This is a genomic window from Bacillus sp. CHD6a, assembly GCF_001293645.1.
Lineage (GTDB): Bacteria > Bacillota > Bacilli > Bacillales > Bacillaceae_I > Sutcliffiella_A.
The window spans coordinates 99973-117631 of record NZ_LBMD01000011.1; the positions used below are offsets into that span (position 1 = coordinate 99973).

15 protein-coding genes and 1 pseudogene are annotated in these 17659 nt (G+C 33.2%); 15 read left to right on the forward strand and 1 reads right to left on the reverse strand.

Annotated features, from left to right (window positions below; all coding sequences use genetic code 11):
* Positions 1-237: 237 nt before the first annotated feature.
* The 14 genes and pseudogenes from dapF to AAV98_RS10445 all read left to right on the forward strand — a co-directional run bounded on the left by dapF (position 238) and on the right by AAV98_RS10445 (position 14060).
* On the forward strand, positions 238-1092 hold the full coding sequence (dapF, locus tag AAV98_RS10390; protein ID WP_060665494.1) for a diaminopimelate epimerase: 855 nt from the start codon (positions 238-240) through the stop codon (positions 1090-1092).
* A 114-nt stretch (positions 1093-1206) separates the two neighbouring features.
* Positions 1207-1569, forward strand: a complete 363-nt coding sequence (locus AAV98_RS10395) for a HesB/IscA family protein (protein WP_060665495.1) — start codon at positions 1207-1209, stop codon at positions 1567-1569.
* 177 nt (positions 1570-1746) lie between these two features.
* A complete protein-coding gene (locus AAV98_RS10400; RefSeq protein WP_060665496.1) occupies positions 1747-2778 on the forward strand; it encodes a tyrosine-type recombinase/integrase in 1032 nt (343 codons plus the stop codon).
* Between the two features lie 773 nt (positions 2779-3551).
* Positions 3552-3788: an HNH endonuclease signature motif containing protein gene (locus AAV98_RS20935; RefSeq protein ID WP_197284280.1), complete on the forward strand. Its 237-nt coding sequence runs from the start codon at positions 3552-3554 to the stop codon at positions 3786-3788.
* 38 nt (positions 3789-3826) lie between these two features.
* Positions 3827-3961: a hypothetical protein gene (locus AAV98_RS20825; RefSeq protein ID WP_269433459.1), complete on the forward strand. Its 135-nt coding sequence runs from the start codon at positions 3827-3829 to the stop codon at positions 3959-3961.
* 35 nt (positions 3962-3996) lie between these two features.
* Positions 3997-4371: a hypothetical protein gene (locus tag AAV98_RS10410; RefSeq protein WP_060665498.1), complete on the forward strand. Its 375-nt coding sequence runs from the start codon at positions 3997-3999 to the stop codon at positions 4369-4371.
* Between the two features lie 237 nt (positions 4372-4608).
* Complete coding sequence (locus tag AAV98_RS10415) at positions 4609-5130, forward strand: DUF1643 domain-containing protein (protein ID WP_060665499.1); 522 nt, start codon at positions 4609-4611, stop codon at positions 5128-5130.
* A gap of 957 nt (positions 5131-6087) precedes the next feature.
* Positions 6088-7245, forward strand: coding sequence for a hypothetical protein (locus tag AAV98_RS10420; RefSeq protein ID WP_060665500.1), 1158 nt, complete (start codon positions 6088-6090; stop codon positions 7243-7245).
* Between the two features lie 228 nt (positions 7246-7473).
* Complete coding sequence (locus AAV98_RS10425; RefSeq protein ID WP_060665501.1) at positions 7474-8052, forward strand: hypothetical protein; 579 nt, start codon at positions 7474-7476, stop codon at positions 8050-8052.
* 33 nt (positions 8053-8085) lie between these two features.
* Positions 8086-9894 (forward strand): DEAD/DEAH box helicase, encoded by a 1809-nt coding sequence (locus AAV98_RS10430; protein ID WP_231687734.1) that lies wholly within the window; start codon positions 8086-8088, stop codon positions 9892-9894.
* Positions 9869-10696, forward strand: a complete 828-nt coding sequence (locus tag AAV98_RS20750) for a hypothetical protein (RefSeq protein WP_231687735.1) — start codon at positions 9869-9871, stop codon at positions 10694-10696. Before AAV98_RS10430 ends, AAV98_RS20750 begins: the two co-directional genes overlap by 26 nt.
* 172 nt (positions 10697-10868) lie before the next feature.
* Positions 10869-11441, forward strand: a complete 573-nt coding sequence (locus tag AAV98_RS10435) for a recombinase family protein (RefSeq protein WP_060665502.1) — start codon at positions 10869-10871, stop codon at positions 11439-11441.
* Between the two features lie 46 nt (positions 11442-11487).
* Positions 11488-12415 (forward strand): annotated as a pseudogene (locus AAV98_RS10440) (HNH endonuclease).
* Positions 12416-12965: 550 nt separating this feature from the next.
* A complete protein-coding gene (locus AAV98_RS10445; protein ID WP_060665503.1) occupies positions 12966-14060 on the forward strand; it encodes a hypothetical protein in 1095 nt (364 codons plus the stop codon).
* A gap of 180 nt (positions 14061-14240) precedes the next feature.
* On the opposite strand, the gene AAV98_RS10450 is transcribed toward AAV98_RS10445, so the two are convergent.
* On the reverse strand, positions 14241-15554 hold the full coding sequence (locus tag AAV98_RS10450) for a hypothetical protein (RefSeq protein WP_060665504.1): 1314 nt from the start codon (positions 15552-15554) through the stop codon (positions 14241-14243).
* 389 nt (positions 15555-15943) lie between these two features.
* On the opposite strand from AAV98_RS10450, the gene AAV98_RS10455 reads away from it, so the two are divergent.
* Complete coding sequence (locus AAV98_RS10455; protein WP_060665505.1) at positions 15944-17401, forward strand: hypothetical protein; 1458 nt, start codon at positions 15944-15946, stop codon at positions 17399-17401.
* The last annotated feature ends 258 nt before the right edge of the window (positions 17402-17659 follow it).

Sequence of the window (17659 nt, forward strand, 5' to 3'; positions counted from 1 at the left end):
TTCGAACGAACGAGGTCTTTAGAAGTCGTATAATGACCTGTTCGAGAAAAATTCTAAGCGAGCGCAGTCTTTATAAAGTGTACCATCGCCCAAACCAGAAAAACCCATGTTTTCGTGCTTCCACTGAAGCAAACGATACATGGGTTTTTCATATAAAACGGGGGATATTTCTATTGTGTTCAGACTTTTATGTATTTATACTTGAAGAAATAAATTATTTTTGGAGGAAAAGTAAACATGCGCTCCTTTCAATTCACCAAGATGCACGGACTAGGGAACAATTATATATATGTTAATATGTTTGAGGAAAAGTTAGAGGAAGATGAATTATCCAGCCTTGCCATAAGAGTTGCAAATATCCATACCGGCATCGGCTCTGATGGAATGATTTTGATCTGCCCATCTGAGAAAGCACCAGTAAAAATGCGAATCTTTAATAATGACGGATCCGAAGGAAAAAATTGTGGGAATGGACTTCGTTGTGTGGCGAAATATGCTTACGAGCATGGAATCGTCCAAACAGAAACGTTTAAAATTGAAACACTTTCTGGACTAGTGGAAGCTGAAGTTGAATTAGCAGGTGGCCAGGTTACCTCTGTAACGGTCGACATGGGAGAACCAAAGCTTCATACAAAGGAAATCCCGATACTTGTGGACGAAAAGGAAGCATTAGTTGCTGAACCATTCACAGTGGACGGAGAAACTTACAAAATAACAACTGTATCCATGGGCAATCCACACGTCATTTTTTATGTGGATGATATAAAGGATGCTCCTCTAACAACACTTGGTCCTGTAGTAGAAAAGGATCCTCGCTTTCCTGAGGGGGTAAATGTTGAGTTTGTGGAGGTTGTGGCTGAAGATGAATTGCATTTCCGTGTTTGGGAAAGAGGTTCTGGCATCACCCAGGCATGCGGGACTGGAGCGTGTGCAGCAGTAGTAGCGTCTGTACTTAATGAAAAGACGGCCCGTGGCATAGAGACGGTTGTTCATCTAGCAGGAGGAGACCTCTATATCACTTGGACGAACGAGGGATCTGTAAAAATGCGTGGGCCAGCGGAAGTTATCTGTACCGGAACTTTCTATTATTAATCACAAAGGCTTGTTCCTTTTGCATATACTAGTAAAACAGTAAGTTTGAGCAGAATTCCGTTTCACGATATAATGGTGGTAACGAAATTGGAAATACATTGGGAGGTGTAACATATGAGTGATGTGATTACAATTACAGAAGCAGCAGCTTTTCAAATAAAAGATATGATGAAAGAACATGGTGATGAGTCGGTCTTTTTACGTGTAGGTGTGAAAGGTGGAGGCTGTAGTGGTCTTTCTTACGGTATGGGTTTTGAAGAAGAAAAAGGCGAACAGGACATCGAATTAGAACAGCACGGAATTAAGATTTTAATCGACGCTGAAAGCAAGCCAATTCTACAAGATGTAAAAATTGATTTTAAACAATCCATGATGGGCGGCGGGTTTACCATCGATAACCCGAACGCTATTGCCAACTGTGGGTGTGGTTCTTCCTTCCGCACAGCGACGAACACTGGTACACCGGAAGAATGCTAATGTTTAGAGGTTGTAAAGAGTAATCGTAAGGGGTTAAGGATTACACTTGAATTTTGAGTGTACACAATCCTGAAAATGTGTATTAACAATCCTGAATTTATAAGTTTAGGGTTGTGAATTGCATGCCTTCTCGAAAGTTAATGTTGTAAAACATTACTATTTGAGGAGGCTATTTTTATGTCTTTAAACAAGCGAATTAGGAAGAAACCAGTTGGTAAATTGTCAAATCAAAAGGAATATCCGAAGATAACGATGGAGCAAGCAATAGACCTTGTTATTTCTGGAAAGAGTGCAGAAGGATTAAGAGAAAGAACCTTGAGGGATTATAAAAAAGATTGGGGCTACTTTGTTAATTGGCTACAAAAAAATTATGAAATTGAAACAATTGATGAACTAACACCACATGTATTTAGGGATTACATTAACTACTTAAAATTTGATGCTCCAAAGTATGATGGGCATAAGTATATTCAAAATGACCAAGGTATCGGCTTATCTGAAACAACCATTAACATTCGACTCAGAGTGTATCGTGCTATGTTTAATTTTCTGGAGAGGGAAGATTTAATCGAAATTAATCCTATCTCAGGTGTAAGGTTATTAAAACAAGATATAGACCTTACAAACTGTTTTACAGACGATGAGGTAAAAGAGGTATTGAGACAACCAAATCAAAGGGATTATGTTGGTTATAGGGATTATGTAGCCATGATATTGCTTTTAGATAGCGGAATTAGAGCTAATGAACTTCTTAGCTTGCGTACGGAAGATGTCGATTTCCAAACAAGGATTATCACCCTTGGAGGAGAGAAAAATAAGAATCGAAAACCACGTATTGTCCCGATTTCAGCACATACAGTTAAATTACTGTTGCAACTGATTAACGAAAATAAAAAGCATTTTTCAACAGATAGGATTTTTCTTTCTTCTTATGGTGAGCCGCTTGGACAGAATCATTTTAATAAGAGACTTAAATATTATGCTGAAAATGCTGGAATTAAGGATAAAAAGGTCACCGCTCATGTCTATAGGCATACTTGGGCAAAGAATATGACTCTTAACGGCTGTGATTCATTCACATTGCAAAAAATGGGTGGTTGGTCAGATATACGAACAATGAGACGTTATATTCAGATGGATACCGATGACCTTCGCAAAAGTCATGATACATTTTCACCAGTAATGAAGATGATAAATAAGAGGAGATAAGTCTACAGAAAAGGTTATAAGGAATCCTTTATTGAAAAACACTCAAAAAAGCATTAACATTTGATATAGTGTCACCTATAGCTGTTTTGACAACGGATAGCACGTAAGATTCCGGTTCTTAAAATGGGGTTCTGTTCCCTTCGAGGGCGTACCAGAGACCTTGTGTTTGTTGAGTTTTTCAGCAGGCACGGGGTCTTTTTTGTTTTGTTTGTTTGGTTGCTTTTCAAATGTTTATACCACGCACCGAATAACACGCAATGGGAGGAATAAACATGGCAAGAAGAAAAGCAGCGACTAATACCAAGGTATTAAATACGTTAGTTTCAAAGAAAGATTTTGAACCCTCGTAAACTTTAAGATTCTATGTGAAATCTGTTTCAGATTTATTAAGTATTGCAATACTTTTGCTTAATGGTAAAATTTGACAATAAAACAAGTTCTTATTATATTGTACTCATAAGTTTAAATAGTGATTTCGTTAACTTTAAGGAGAGATTCTTATCGGGGAGTATTGCTTACTTTATAAAACATGTAATATTTGTGGCAGATTAAAGCACCATACCAAATTTGCTTCAAACGGACGGGACAAGAGTAGGAGGAAGTCCTATTGCCATGAGTGTAAGTATTTTAAAAGAAATGGATCAAAAGACATCTTTAATACTGAAAGCATATTAGAAAAATCAAACATTAAAGTTAGGGTTAAATTAAGACCTCAGAAAATCAGTTTTCATAGAGTAACCTATGAAGAAGCTGTAAAAATGGTCAGCGAGGGTATGGCTGGAATAGTAAATAGTTCGCTTATCCTTCAATTCAATATTAAAGAGGTAGTTCTAGTAAGGGACAAATATGTCTGTGGGTATTGTGGTGAGCGAGGTAATACTGTTGACCATATTATACCTAAGTCAAAAGGGGGGGAAACCTCCTTAAATAATTGTGTTTGTGCCTGTATGAGATGTAATAATGAAAAGGCGGACCTCAAACTAGAAGAATTTCTAAAAAGAAAATTATAGAAAAATTTATAAGAACCATTAGGAAGGGAGGCAGAAGAATGAAAAACAAGAAAAAACCATTTTGGGGACTTCCTTTTAGTGATGTGAAAAAGATGCTTGATGGAACATGGGCAGAAGATGAAGAGTTGAAAAAAAAGCTCGAAACCATACGTAAAGAAAATAAAGAAAGGTAGTTTCAATAAATTTCAAAGCTAAGGTGGCGGCTTCTATGGAAGATACTATTAAGAAGAATATCAGTTTAAGGGAAGATATATATAATTACGCTCTGCGAAAGTCAGAAAAGATGCACGGTGGAAACTTTAGTAGTTATTTAACGTATTTAATATCTTGTGAAAAGAGTCAAGATAAAATATTCAACTTTGACATTTCAGATATTGTTTCTTTTACAATGGATGATCCAGAACTATTAATTAAATGCAGGAATACAATAATTTATTTAATAAATTCTATTAATGAAAGCGCAGTTATATATGATAAAAAGCATGTATCTATTGATGCAGAAGCGGTTGAAAAAATATTAAAATTCTTGGTTGATCTAAAATTCGATCTGAATAGTGAATTTGAATTATCAATTAGAATATGAAATCTTTTAGAGAAATGAGATTTACTAAATTTGATTGGGGTTAAATTTAATATAGAAGTACGCAAAGTGTCTGAAATGAGACACTTTGTGGTACTGTAATAAGAGAGACGAAGAGAGATATAAGCCACCTCCACACAGATCAGGGAGACTTTAATGATTGGTGTATCAACTTTATTTATAGGAAAAGAATCAAAATGCCCTTAGGTACGATTACCATTGTAGAGTGGAGGATATGTAATGGTTAAAGTAATAGAAAAAATAATAAAGTCTACCGCAACTTTCTCTGATGATGATCTATACAGATATCAACTGACGAGAGTTTGGGATGAAAATAAACCTAAGGCTACAGTTGTTATGTTGAATCCTAGTAAAGCGGATATGTTAATTACTGATCGAACAGTTATGAATGTAACTAACTTTTTAATTGAGCATAATTATGGATCATCAACGGTTGTAAATTTATTTGCATATAGGACAACAGATCCTAAATTACTTAACCAGCGAGAGGAGGCTCAAGAATTAATTAATGATCAATATTTGGTGGAGTCTTTCTCTAATTCGTATACCATTATAGTTGCTTGGGTTAGAGATAAAGATAAATATGTAAAGAGAAAAAGAGAAGTGGAAACACTATTGTTTCAATTTAAGAACAAGATTAAATGTTTTGAGGACGGTACTGGAAAAAAACTGAGACATCCAAGAGATTTAGGATTAGATTGGAAACTTGTGGAATACAAATTTATGTACATTGAAAATTAAAACATTTATTTTCAATTCAAAAGCACCTTTTGCAAACAGGAAGGATTTTATAATTATTTTAATGCAATGAAGCACCTCATTTCACACAAACAAGGTATTAAAAATGCCGATACGAGACGGATATTTTCTGCTTTTAATCCAATAAAAACACTTAAACAATAAGCGTTTCTAAAGTAAATCTCGACACACGTATTTCATTATTCTTTTTCCGCGTCGATGCAATACTCAAATTATTTCTAAGAAGAACAATGAACTAGTATATTGCAATACAACATTAATCGTATTATAATTTTAGACATTATTATTAAAAATTGAATCTATCATAAAATAAATAAACTATGAAGGAGTTGAATCTCATGCAACCGCCTCTTTGGAGGCACACTATATATTTCTGTAATCCTATGAATATATCATAGGGATAGGGTAATCATACCTATATTGTACAGGAATAAGTGTGTTTTCTGACGGGCTGGATTGTATGTAGATTCACTCCTTTTTTGTTGTCTAAAGATAACAATTGGGTATTAATCGAATTGAGAAATCCCAATAAATACGTTAGGCAAGTAGATTGGATATATAGGGTCGCCACCTTTAGGTGGAGAGTGACCGAAGGGAACGAAGGAGCTTTGCGACTGACCCAAATCTTTGTGAGCGCAGCGAATGCCCTGAATTTTTTTAAAAAGTGAGTATTGAGTTTTGAAGCATGTTTTTGGAGGGGCTAATACCATTAATCATTAATAAAAACCAATCTAATCTAAGACAAAAAACTGTACCAAATCGGGGTACTAAGTTATTTACTTTATTAGGTCGATTCGGTACAGGATTTAAAAGGGGCAACATCAATAAAAGATTCAGTAATCCAACACCAAAGTTCATTTATAAAATAAAACCATAAAGGAGTTGATCAAGATGGCTGCTAAAAATAGCGAAACTTAGTCATCAGAAAAGGGAATATCATTGGAACAAGTATTTACATTAGAAGCACTTGTTAAAAAGTATGGGAGTAAAGCTCAAAAAGAATCATTAAAGAAAAATGGAAACCTTTCAGGAAAGGAATTTATCCTTCTCATGAAATCAGTTGAGACTGTGTGGGAATCCTATAAAGTTGAAGGCAGAGGTTCTAAACGTATCATTACATGCATTGGTAAGCGTCCAAAAAAACTTGAGCCAGTTGATAATCGGTCCAAAAATGGTCAAGGACAATTAGTAGGAGAGTTTGAATTGAATTCTCTAGTGGTAAATTATCTGATTCAGAATGATAATAACGTAAGACCTATGAGTGCAACTAAATGGATTACCGAACTAGGTATCATTGATAGAAGACTTACAGGTGCAATCTATAGTGATAAAGGAATTCACTTAGAAAAACTGCAGGTGCAGTTTAGTATGATAAACAAGGATTATAACAAAGACGAGTCGGATATTGATATGCTGGATGACTTCCTAGAAGTTTACCTTAAACATGTTAAATCTAGTATTGTATCAGTCTTCAATAAGTTGGCTAAAGCAAAAGTAATTATTCATCAGAAGGTAGTATGGGGCTGCACATCCAAAAATAGGCACAGAAAACTGTCAAGGCAAGAGGTTAAGTCAATAGCTGAAATAAGACGTATTCTCCTCAATACTCATGGACTAAAAGGAAGAGATTTATTCAAGACCAATATGAAAGAGGTTAAGGCTTTTAAAAAGGATTTCGGCAAGCAATTAAATGAAGAATTGAACTTGAAATATTATTATGACGCTCACTTTTGTGTACTACAAGATAGTGATTTAGGGGTGTTGGATTACCTAAATAAATTACATGAGAAGGGTGAATTAGACTTCGCATACAGTTTAACTGAGGAAAATGCCTTTATCATGACTCAGATATACAAGGACATGCAAAGTAAGCATTCATTAGAACTTGCAAAGGGAAGAGAAAAGAATATCTCGAACAATTCTGATTCGAATAGGGTTAAGTGTTTAAAGATTATGAAACAATATGCCCCTGTGTGGGAGCTGCTATTGAAATACTTTAGATGCACAAGTTGTCTTAAGTCCAGGCCCAGTAATATAGAATCGTTCGGAACAGTCATAAAAAATTATGATGGTGTTGAATTTGAAATTACTAAATGAATCAAAAAGAATTAATCCAATTTCGCAGTTCCAAGCCATTCGTTGGGTAACTGAAAAGAATAAATAATCAATTCAGGAGTATCTCGTAATTGAGATGCTCTATTTGTATAGCTAACATAAATATAGAAATAGTAGAGGAAGATCCGCTTTCCTCTATTTTATATGGTATAATATTCCTGGTTTACTTAGTAATTACAAGGACATTTTAGAGGTCTAGGAGAATAATGCATGATAAATTATGGGGAAGAGCTTGCGTATTGGTATTTACGGCTAAATGGATTTTTTGTTATAGACAACTTTGTTTATCACAGAACTGGAAACAGTAGAGACGGGGATGCCGATTTAATTGCTTTGCGTTTACCTTATGTTAAAGAGCCTATTGGAGGTAATTTAGGAGATTGGGATGAGAGCTTGTTTAGTCACCTAGGAGAGTATGATGTGCTAGCTATACTATGTGAGGTGAAAACAGGTCATCGAGCCAATATTTCCAGAGTTTTTGAAAATAGAAAAGTTAAATATACCCTTAATAGAGTTGGATTCTCGGATATTGAGATAAAAGAAATGCTCTCCTGTAATAGTAGTTCGTTTATGTTAAATCATAATAGAAAGATTCTATTAAAACTGCTTATCACAGAACATGGGACAGACAATCAAGATACATTTTTGACCTATACTCTTGAACATGTAGAGGACTTTATATATTCACGGATAAAAAAATACTCAAATCAAAAGTATAATGCTCGACACTTTTTTCCTTCTTCATTGCTCCAATACATGATGTATAGGAATAACAGGGAAAATCGATGAAGAATGTATATATTCGAAGAATGAGGTGTAATTATGGAGAAAAAACCACGTTTTATTGTACCGAAGCCTAAAAATTATACAGAAAAAGATCCAGAATCTATATTTAGGGAGCTTCAAATTCCAAGTGTGAAGGGTCTTTGGTCTCAGCAAGCAGATATATTGAGAGATTATTATAATAAATATAAAGAAAGCGGTAACGTTGCAATTGAACTTCCAACAGGAACGGGTAAAACACTTGTGGGTTTGTTGATTGCTGAATATAGAAGACGATGCAAAAAAGAAAGAGTTATCTATTTGTGTCCTACAAGACAACTGGCTTATCAAGTGTTTGAGAAATCACAGGAGTATGGAATTAAAGCAAGTATCTTAGTTGGTGCGCAGGCAAATTATTCTGAAAAGGATTATGGTGATTATTTAACAGGTAGCACAATTGCGATAACAACCTATAGTGCAATATTTAATACCAATCCAAAATTGAATGATGCAAATACTATAATTTTTGATGATGCACACTCTGCAGAAAATTATATCTCATCATTATGGACATTCTCTCTAACAAGAAAGGAAAATTCCGAGATATTCCGTAGTATAATTGAGCTATTTAAAGAGGATATATCTGATTACAATTACTCGAGGATCATTAGAGAGGATTATGAGTATAACAAGCCTATCTATGATCTTGTACCATATCCCAAATATTTAGAGAAACTACCAGAATTAAATCAATATATAGATCAAAATATAGATACAATTTCAAATAGTGCTAAATACCCTTGGTCTATGATAAGGAATAATTTAGAAGCTTGCCAGCTCTTCTTTTCTTGGGGAGAAATAAACATTAGACCATTAAGTCCTCCCACACTAACACATTCTCCTTTTGCAAATGCAAAGCAGAGGGTATTTATGTCAGCAACATTAGGGGAAGGTGGAGAACTTGAAAGGATAACTGGAATAAAAAAAATTAATAAGATTCCTATTCCTAAAGGATGGGATAAATACAGTAATGGTAGAAGGTTGATACTCTTTCCTAATAGGAAGTTCAATAGAAGCGAATCATTAGAGTTAACTTTTAATGCAATTAATAAGCATGGTAGGGCTTTAGTTTTATGTCCCGATAACAGAACATCTAGCTTCTTTAAAAAAGAGTTTGCCAAAGTACATCCACAAATACCTATTGTAGAAGCGGCAGATATAGAAGAAAATCTCTCTTCTTTTACCAATAAAGAACGAGCTGTTCTTATCTTAACTTCGAGGTATGATGGAATTGATCTATCTGAGGATTCTTGTCGCTTATTAGTCCTTTATGGAATGCCTGAAGCCACAAATCTTCAAGAAGGATTTTTGTGGAATAGGCTTAACGCAAATATTCTTTTAAAAGAACTGGTAAAGACAAGAATTACTCAGGCATTAGGAAGGTGTACACGTTCTAGTGATGATTTTGCCAATGTTTTAATGGTTGATCCGTCTTTACTTAAGTTTTGTACTAATAACGACAATTTAAAGGGATTTCATCCAGAAATCCAAGCTGAAATAGACTTTGGACTTCAGAACTCTGAAAATTTTGAGTCAATCGAGGAAGTCACATCACTTATGAATGATTTCATAGATGATAAAAAGCTATTCTCTGAGATTAATAGCGCTATAACAAGTATCAGAGAAGACTATGAAAAGCAAACCCAAAAATCAACCAGTGCTTTAACTAATAGTGTGAAATACGAAATTGAATATGTTTATGGCATGTGGAAAAATGACTTAGAATGGTCTTTAGAAAAGGTTAAATCTGTTTTAGATACAGCAAGTGGCGGAAAAGAATTAGATGGTTATAGGGCTTGGTGGTATTAATTTAGCTGGAAATACAGCATATTTAGCGAAAGAAACTGTTCCTTCAGCAAAAAAATTAAGTTCCGAATATTACTCTTCTGCACTAAGAATGACATATGGAATAAGCTGGTTAGCAGAAATAATAAGTCACTTATCGCTAGACAGTAAAGATGTAGTTAATATTGATCCCAACCTGTCTTTACAAGCGGAAAATATTGAAGATTTCTTATCTAACTTGGGACTCTATGGTGGGAAATTCGAAAAAAATGTAAGTGAGTTCTTAGAGTTAATCCAAAATGATGAAGGTGAAAAATTTGAAAAAGGGATTAGTAGGTTAGGTGAATTCCTAGGGTTTGAATCTGAAAGACCAATTGGGGATGGTGTTCCAGATGGTATATGGATTTTAAGTGATTTAATTTGGGCATTTGAGGCAAAATCAGAAGAGAATAAAGAACATAGTATTTCAATAAGTGCTTGTAGGCAGGCTTTAGGACATAAAGACTGGATAAAGCATAAAAAAGAATTAAAAAAAGAGCAGGATGTAAATGTTACTATTTTGAGTCATAAGGATAAAATCCACACTGAAGCTGTACCACATGGACAAGATCTATTTCATCTAGAGGTTGATAAAGTTAGAGATTTATCTCTTAAAATAACTCAAGTACTAAGGAAAATAAGAAGTATGATTTCAAAAGAAAATGGTAGTACCCTACAAACAAAAGAATATATATGCCAAATCATTGAACAAGAAAATCTCACTTATAGAGATATTGTTGAATTACTAAAGGATATTAGGGTCAGTGAAATGGAAAAAGGTAATTAACTAAGTTAGACAGTCTATTTTTGTAGGCTGTTTTTCTTTGCTCATCCCCTTATTAAATTGAAACTTTGAAAGTGCCAAAACTTAATAGTATTGACACTGCAGCTGAGAGTCAGTATTATCAACGTATAGAGAGGTGTCAATATTTAGTGACAAAAAAGAAAGGTGGATAAACATGAAATATGGTTACGCTAGGGTTTCTACAGCTTCACAGGATTTAGAAAGCCAGGTTAAAGTATTAGAAAAAGAAGGTTGTAAAGAAATATTTTCAGAAAAATTCACAGGCACTAAAGCTGATAGGCCAAAATTCAAAGAAATACTTTCTTTTCTTAAAGAAGGAGATACATTAGTTGTCACTAAGTTAGATCGATTTGCACGTTCAACAGAAGATGCAATAAAAACCGTAAAAGTGTTATTTGCTAAAGGGGTAAAGGTTCATATACTTAATATGGGATTAATAGAGGATACCCCAACAGGTAGACTAATCTTTAATATTATGAGTTCCTTCGCAGAATTTGAAAGAGATATGATTATTGAACGTACCCGTGAAGGGAAAGCGATTGCTAAGCTGAGAGATGACTTCAAAGAAGGTAGGCCAAGAAAACATTCTAAACAGCAAGTACAGCATGCACTAATGCTCTTAGAAACTCATACATATAGAGAGGTTGAAGCTAAAACGGGTATAACAAAGCGAACTTTAATACGAAGAAAGAATGAACAGAGAATCATTAATAAAATTGACCAATAGTATTAATATTTGCAAAGTCAATTCAACGTATTAGGAGGAAATTTACTTGAATAGCTTTATCGTTATGCAAGGCCAAGGCCATACTTACCAGGAGGAAAAAGATTAGGGATTATATGGTCACCACAGTTAGATAAACGTAATAACGTACCTCATTCATGGAAACGAATGACAGAATGAAAAAGGAAGATAGAGTATTTCACTATGTAAAAGGATACTTCGATGCTATTAGTATTGCAAGTGATGATTGTATAATGGGAAATAAACCGTTTACTTTACAGGGTCATAGTAATTGGAATAATGAAGGCTATTTAGTTAAATTAAACTATTATCAATTAGAAAATCCAGTTAATGTCTGTGACAGTTTTGATGAGATATCACCATTATTACCTATAAAATATTCACCTTTTCAGAAGGATTCAAAAGGGAATCAAGGCTATTTATATCCATGTAACGAAGAGTTATCGATTAAATTACTTGAATTAATTGGTGAATTAAACATTTATCAGTTAAATGAAGAACAATTGGAATAATCGATCGACAATGTAAGAAGAACTGAGAAAAATACATTATATCCTGTTATAGCAGTGACTGATTCTGAGGTTAAGGCTAAAATACGATTGGTTCAACAAAAGTTCAGATATAGCTTTTTTCCACTTTGGCATGGAAAGTGCGCATTATGTAAGATTACTATTCCAGAATTACTGAGAGCAAGTCATTCAAAGCCCTGGAAAGATAGTAATAATTTAGAACGAATAGATCCTTACAATGGGGTGCTGCTTTGTTGTAACCATAATGCTCTATATGATAATGGTCTTTTACATATTTCCTCAAAGATTAGTGAAGAAGATTATGGGGTTTATGATTTAGAGCCAATGACTAAGGTTCAGATTTATCCTGAGAATACGATCTATTTTAAATGGCATAAAAAGAATATTTTCAAAAACAAGTTTGTTAGAAATGTTAAAACTGAGTAAGATATTTGTTTAAACTCTTCAAGGTGAGAACACATGCTTCAGTAAAAGGACAAGACAAATTATAAAAAGGCGTAAAAATAATTAATAGAATTCATTCGAGCAGGCTTATAAGCAATGAAAACTTGGAACTATTACTGCTGTTGAAGTAATAAAGAAACTAAATTTGACTAAAGCTACATTCTATCCCAAGGTTAAGGAATGTGAATCTAGTTAAAGAGACTCCCGAACAGGGGAGTCTCTTTTCAGTAGTTGAGGATATGGGGGGGGATTTTCCACAAAAATTAACTAGGGTTTTCTGGGAATAGTCGTAGGTAAGTGCAAACCAACACCAGAATTTTTTTCAATTTTCTCCATTCGAATATTTACTGCGTTTTCCCCAGCGATATTTTGTAGGAAAAGTGGTGGGATATTATATAGAGGGATTTGTCGAATGTTGTCGAAAAATTTACAGGCGATCATAACTGTCCCTTTAAGATTATGATAGTTTATTTTTTGTTATAGTTGAAAAAAGGCTATTTTAAACTGCTTGGAGAGGAATGTTATAATCTTTATGAGAAGAAAAACCGAGTTAATTAATATTGAAGGTGAAAATTATAAAGAATGCACAAAATGTGGTAGTATTAAAAAATTTGAAGAATACAGTAACGATAAAAAAGGAAAATTTGGAAAGCAATCAGCGTGCAAGTTGTGTAAAGCTGCACAAGATAAAGAATATCGAAAAAATAATGCCGACAAGGTTTCCGCTACAAGCAAGCGTTATGTAGATAAGAATAAAGAAACTGTAAGAGAAATGCGACGCAAGTATAGGGAAGCAAACAAAGTACGTATAGCGGCGCAACTAAAAGAGTACAATGAAAAGAATAAGAAACGCTTAAAGGAATATAGGCGCAAGTACTATCAAGAAAATAAAGAAGTACAGAATGAGAAGGCACGAAAATACTATGAGGAAAACAAATTAGAAATCTTGGAGCAACACAAGATATACTATCGAGAAAATAAAGAAGCCATTGATGAGCGAAACAAAACCTACAGAATTAAAAATTACGAAGAAATGGCAGCAGCAAAACGACTTTATACAGAGCGAAACGCCCAAAAAATAGCAGCCTATAAAAAACAATGGCAGAAAGAGAACGCACAGAGCATTAGAGAGAGCCGTAGGCAGTACCGTAAGGAAAACGCACAGCTAATTAAAGAACGCAAGCGTAAATACTACGAAGAAAATCCACACGTTAAACTAGCGAATAATCAGCGGAGAAGAGCAAAAATAAAAAGACTACCTAACGATTTAACTGCTGAGCAAGCATTAAAGGTAAAAAAACACTTTGGTAATTGCGCTATTAGTAAAATAGACGAGGATACGCATTTAGATCATTTTATTTGTTTAGCGACAGGTTATGGTGGTACAACGATAAGCAATATGCTTCCGATAGCTGCAAGTTTGAATATCTCCAAGAATTATTTTAACCCTTTTGATTGGGTTCAGCGTAGGGATGTGGCTGCGAAGCTTGATAAAAAGAAGTGGCTTTCGGCTCTCAAATACTTAGGAGAACTTAATGAAATGACAATAAAAGAGTACAGAGAATATGTAAATTATTGCTATTCAAATCCAAGAGATTTAACGAAAGTTACAGAACAATCAAATTAGAATCATATAAATGAATTTAAGAGTAAATTCAGCAATTAAGTATTACTAGACGGGGGGGATTTCCACATTTGTTCCCCCCTCTTTTTATGTGTAGGAGTATAATTGATTACCTGACACGACATTATTTTTCATAGCTAGACTAGAAAATTCGATTATTAAATTTCATAAAATATCTTTATTTTAGTTTAATTTCTCTGAAATTTTATTTAACAAATTCAAGTAGTGCTTTTGTTTGCTTCTTGGAAGTTGTTTAATAAGTAAGAATATACTTGTCTGCCTAACTCTAACATTCACAAGTTCATCTGTTTGTTCACCTCTCATAAAAATGATCCACAAAAAATTGCAATAATGTTTATACTTTGAGACTGTATCTGAATGGAAAATTGACCACTTTGACAATTTTGCATCTCCCCATTTTACCTCATTAAAGATATAATCTGGCTTAATTAAAGCATTTCCTGTGTTATGTTTCGTATAGTTGATATTGAGTTCTTTTAAGACATCATCAACCACCTTTTCAAACATATATCCGCAGTAACTTGTAGTATTAATGTCATTTCTAACAGCATTATAATCGAATCCTGCTAATGTTACTGACTCTTCCCAGGTTTTAAACATTCTCCTTGCTGTTCCATATAATGATTTATTATTAGTCATTACATAAGAAGAGTTGATAGGTTTACCTTCAGAGAACATTTTTCTTATTTCATTTATAATTTGTTTCTCTGACCAATATCCTTTCGGTTTTGTTTTTAAATAAATATTGTAGTCAATATCAGCCTTATCTAACGCTCTTTTCCATGATCCAAAATATCTAACCGCTGCTTTAAATAAAGTATTTTTAGTAATTCTAATTTCCTTATTACTAAGATCACTTTTAATCCTATGTAACCTTTTTATTTCTTCAATGACTTCTTCGGGTTTCCAGCGCAGATATAGACTTATATCTGGGTAGTCTAATCCGTGGAAATTAATAGCATCTTTCCAACTACCGTATATTTTAAGTGCAGCACTGTATAAGTCTTGGTGATTATCTTGGATATACTGGGAGCTTAACTGCTCATTATCATTAATTAATTCAAATAATCTATCTTTAAATTTATCAGGTGTCCAGTAGTTATTTTCTTTTGATTTTCTAATACTCTCATAATTAATACCTGCAGCATTAACAGCCTCTTTCCAACTGCCAAAATAACGTTGTCCGGCCGCATAGAGTTTTTGATAATTCCGATTTGCGTAATGATCGTTAAGCTGAATATTACTAGTGTTTTTTTCTTGAATGTTTTTTATCACTTTATCTTTATTCCACTTTATCTGACTTTCTTTGTAATTTAATCCTGCTGCAGAGATTGCTTCTTTACAACTTCCAAAGTGACGAAAACAAGCTCTATATAAACTTTGATTAGAATGTTTTATATCACTTCCACTTATATTCTCTTTGTTTATCCCAAACTCTTTTAATTTCTCTACAATTAATTCTTTATTCCATGTCATATTCCTCATCCTTCCGACAGGTACAATAGTATATTTGTATTGATATATTATTTAAGAATTAGAAAAGCGAACCCTTGTCCACTTTAATTAATTGCTATTAATTATTTCTGACTTTAGTTGATATTGTTGAAGAAAAACTAATTAATAAAATATCGATTTTATTAACTTTGTATTTAATGATGTGAGCTTTTGTATGTATGTATTATTCTCATATATGGAAAAGTCTTAAAAAAATATACATAGTATAAAAAAAGTGAGTATCTATACTTTTTGTCTTATATATACTATCAAATAGTTAATTTCTCTTGTTTTATTCTACTAAATATTACAAATTATACTAATAAATAGTATAATAGTTCTAAGAAAAAAATTAATGGGAGGGATAACTAATGAAGATTAGTGAAATTTATAATTTAGAAAAAAGTCAAAGAGAATTAGATTTTGTTGATATTGATATTGAAGAAGATTTACCTCTATTTCTTGATCCATATTTTTTATCTTTAAGAGTAGATCCTTGGTCAATAGATGCGCATCGAACTATTCAAAGTTTTTTTCATAATGTTCTAGATTTATATAAAGCAGGTAGAAGAATAGAGGCAAAGCAACTTTTTGTAAATCTCAGTGAGCCGAACGAGACATGTTTTGGGGTTTCTGACGGCAAACCAAGAGGTAGAGGTGTTGGAACAAACGAAGCAGTAGAAATATTTGATAATATAACATCTAGTCAAGCAATAGAACAAGGTCTAGTTGGTCACTTAGAAGACATGGTTGTTTTTGTTGATAATGTTGGAAAAGACAAGATCTCTGATTTAATCACTAATGTTATACGTAAACAGTTAATTGAATATACGCAAACTCAATGTAAATTACTTGGTATCCCCTTAACTAGTGATGTACCTTCTGGTTATTTTTGGAATTCAACCTTACGTCAATGGGATAATATGCTTACTGAAATGTTAGTAATAGCAGGTAGAAAAATTATCTTAGTACCAAAAAGTATAGTTACATACTCATATAAATACACGCCCGAAAGGTATTGTCAACATTTTGTGTTAAATTTTTTACAAAATGAACATATTCGTATCAATTCTTCGTTGGTTAGAAGAAAGAAGCTTAAAAATGGAAATGAAAAAGTATGGGTTACAAAGAAGGATATTGCCGAAGAAGAGAAAGCTTTTAGGAAAGAATACCTTAGGGAATTTACTAAACAGCACCCTGAGATATTTGAAAATTTCAGGTCATTAACTAAGAAAGAGGTACAGCCTCTTACACATGAACAATTAGAATCTGATGATTCATTTGAAATTAATGACTACATTGATATATTAATAAGTAGATTGAATAAGATACCAACGGGTTCCAAATCAGCAGGAGAGTATCATAGACATATACTGGGGATAATGGAGTTTATTTTCTATCCAAACCTTACTCGTCCTATAATTGAACATGAAATTCATCAAGGAAGAAAGAGGATAGATATAAGTTTTGATAACTCAGCTACTACTGGCTTTTTTTATCAGTTACATGCTACAAAGGATATTCCAAGTCAGTATATTTTCGTTGAAGTAAAAAATTATTCTAATGAAGTCACTAATCCCGAATTAGATCAAATTTCTGGAAGGTTTTCTCCAAATAGAGGGAAATTTGGAATTCTTGTATGTAGGAAGATTGATGATATGGATAAATTTATAGAAAGGTGTGCTGATACTTATCATGACCAAAGAGGCTTAGTTATTCCATTAGTGGATGAAGATTTTATATATTTACTTAATGAAATTAAAAATGGAACAACTAAACCTGAGGAAAGTTTATTATCGGAAAGATTAAGAAAAATTGTAATGAGATAGCATTAATTATATCTTGGAATATAATCGATTAATTAGCAGAGACATTTACTATATTAAGTGTCTTTTTTTAAAAACACTACTAAAAAACATAGGTTGAAAAAGGTTTAGACTGATAATAAACAGTAATATAAAAGATCTCATGTTAGTTTAGAGATGATAGAAACTGGGAAGCAGTTGCATAATGCGAAAGATTTGGAAATCTCCCTTTCATTATAAGCAAGTGAGCTATTAGAGAATTTTCAATGGAAAAGTAACTAA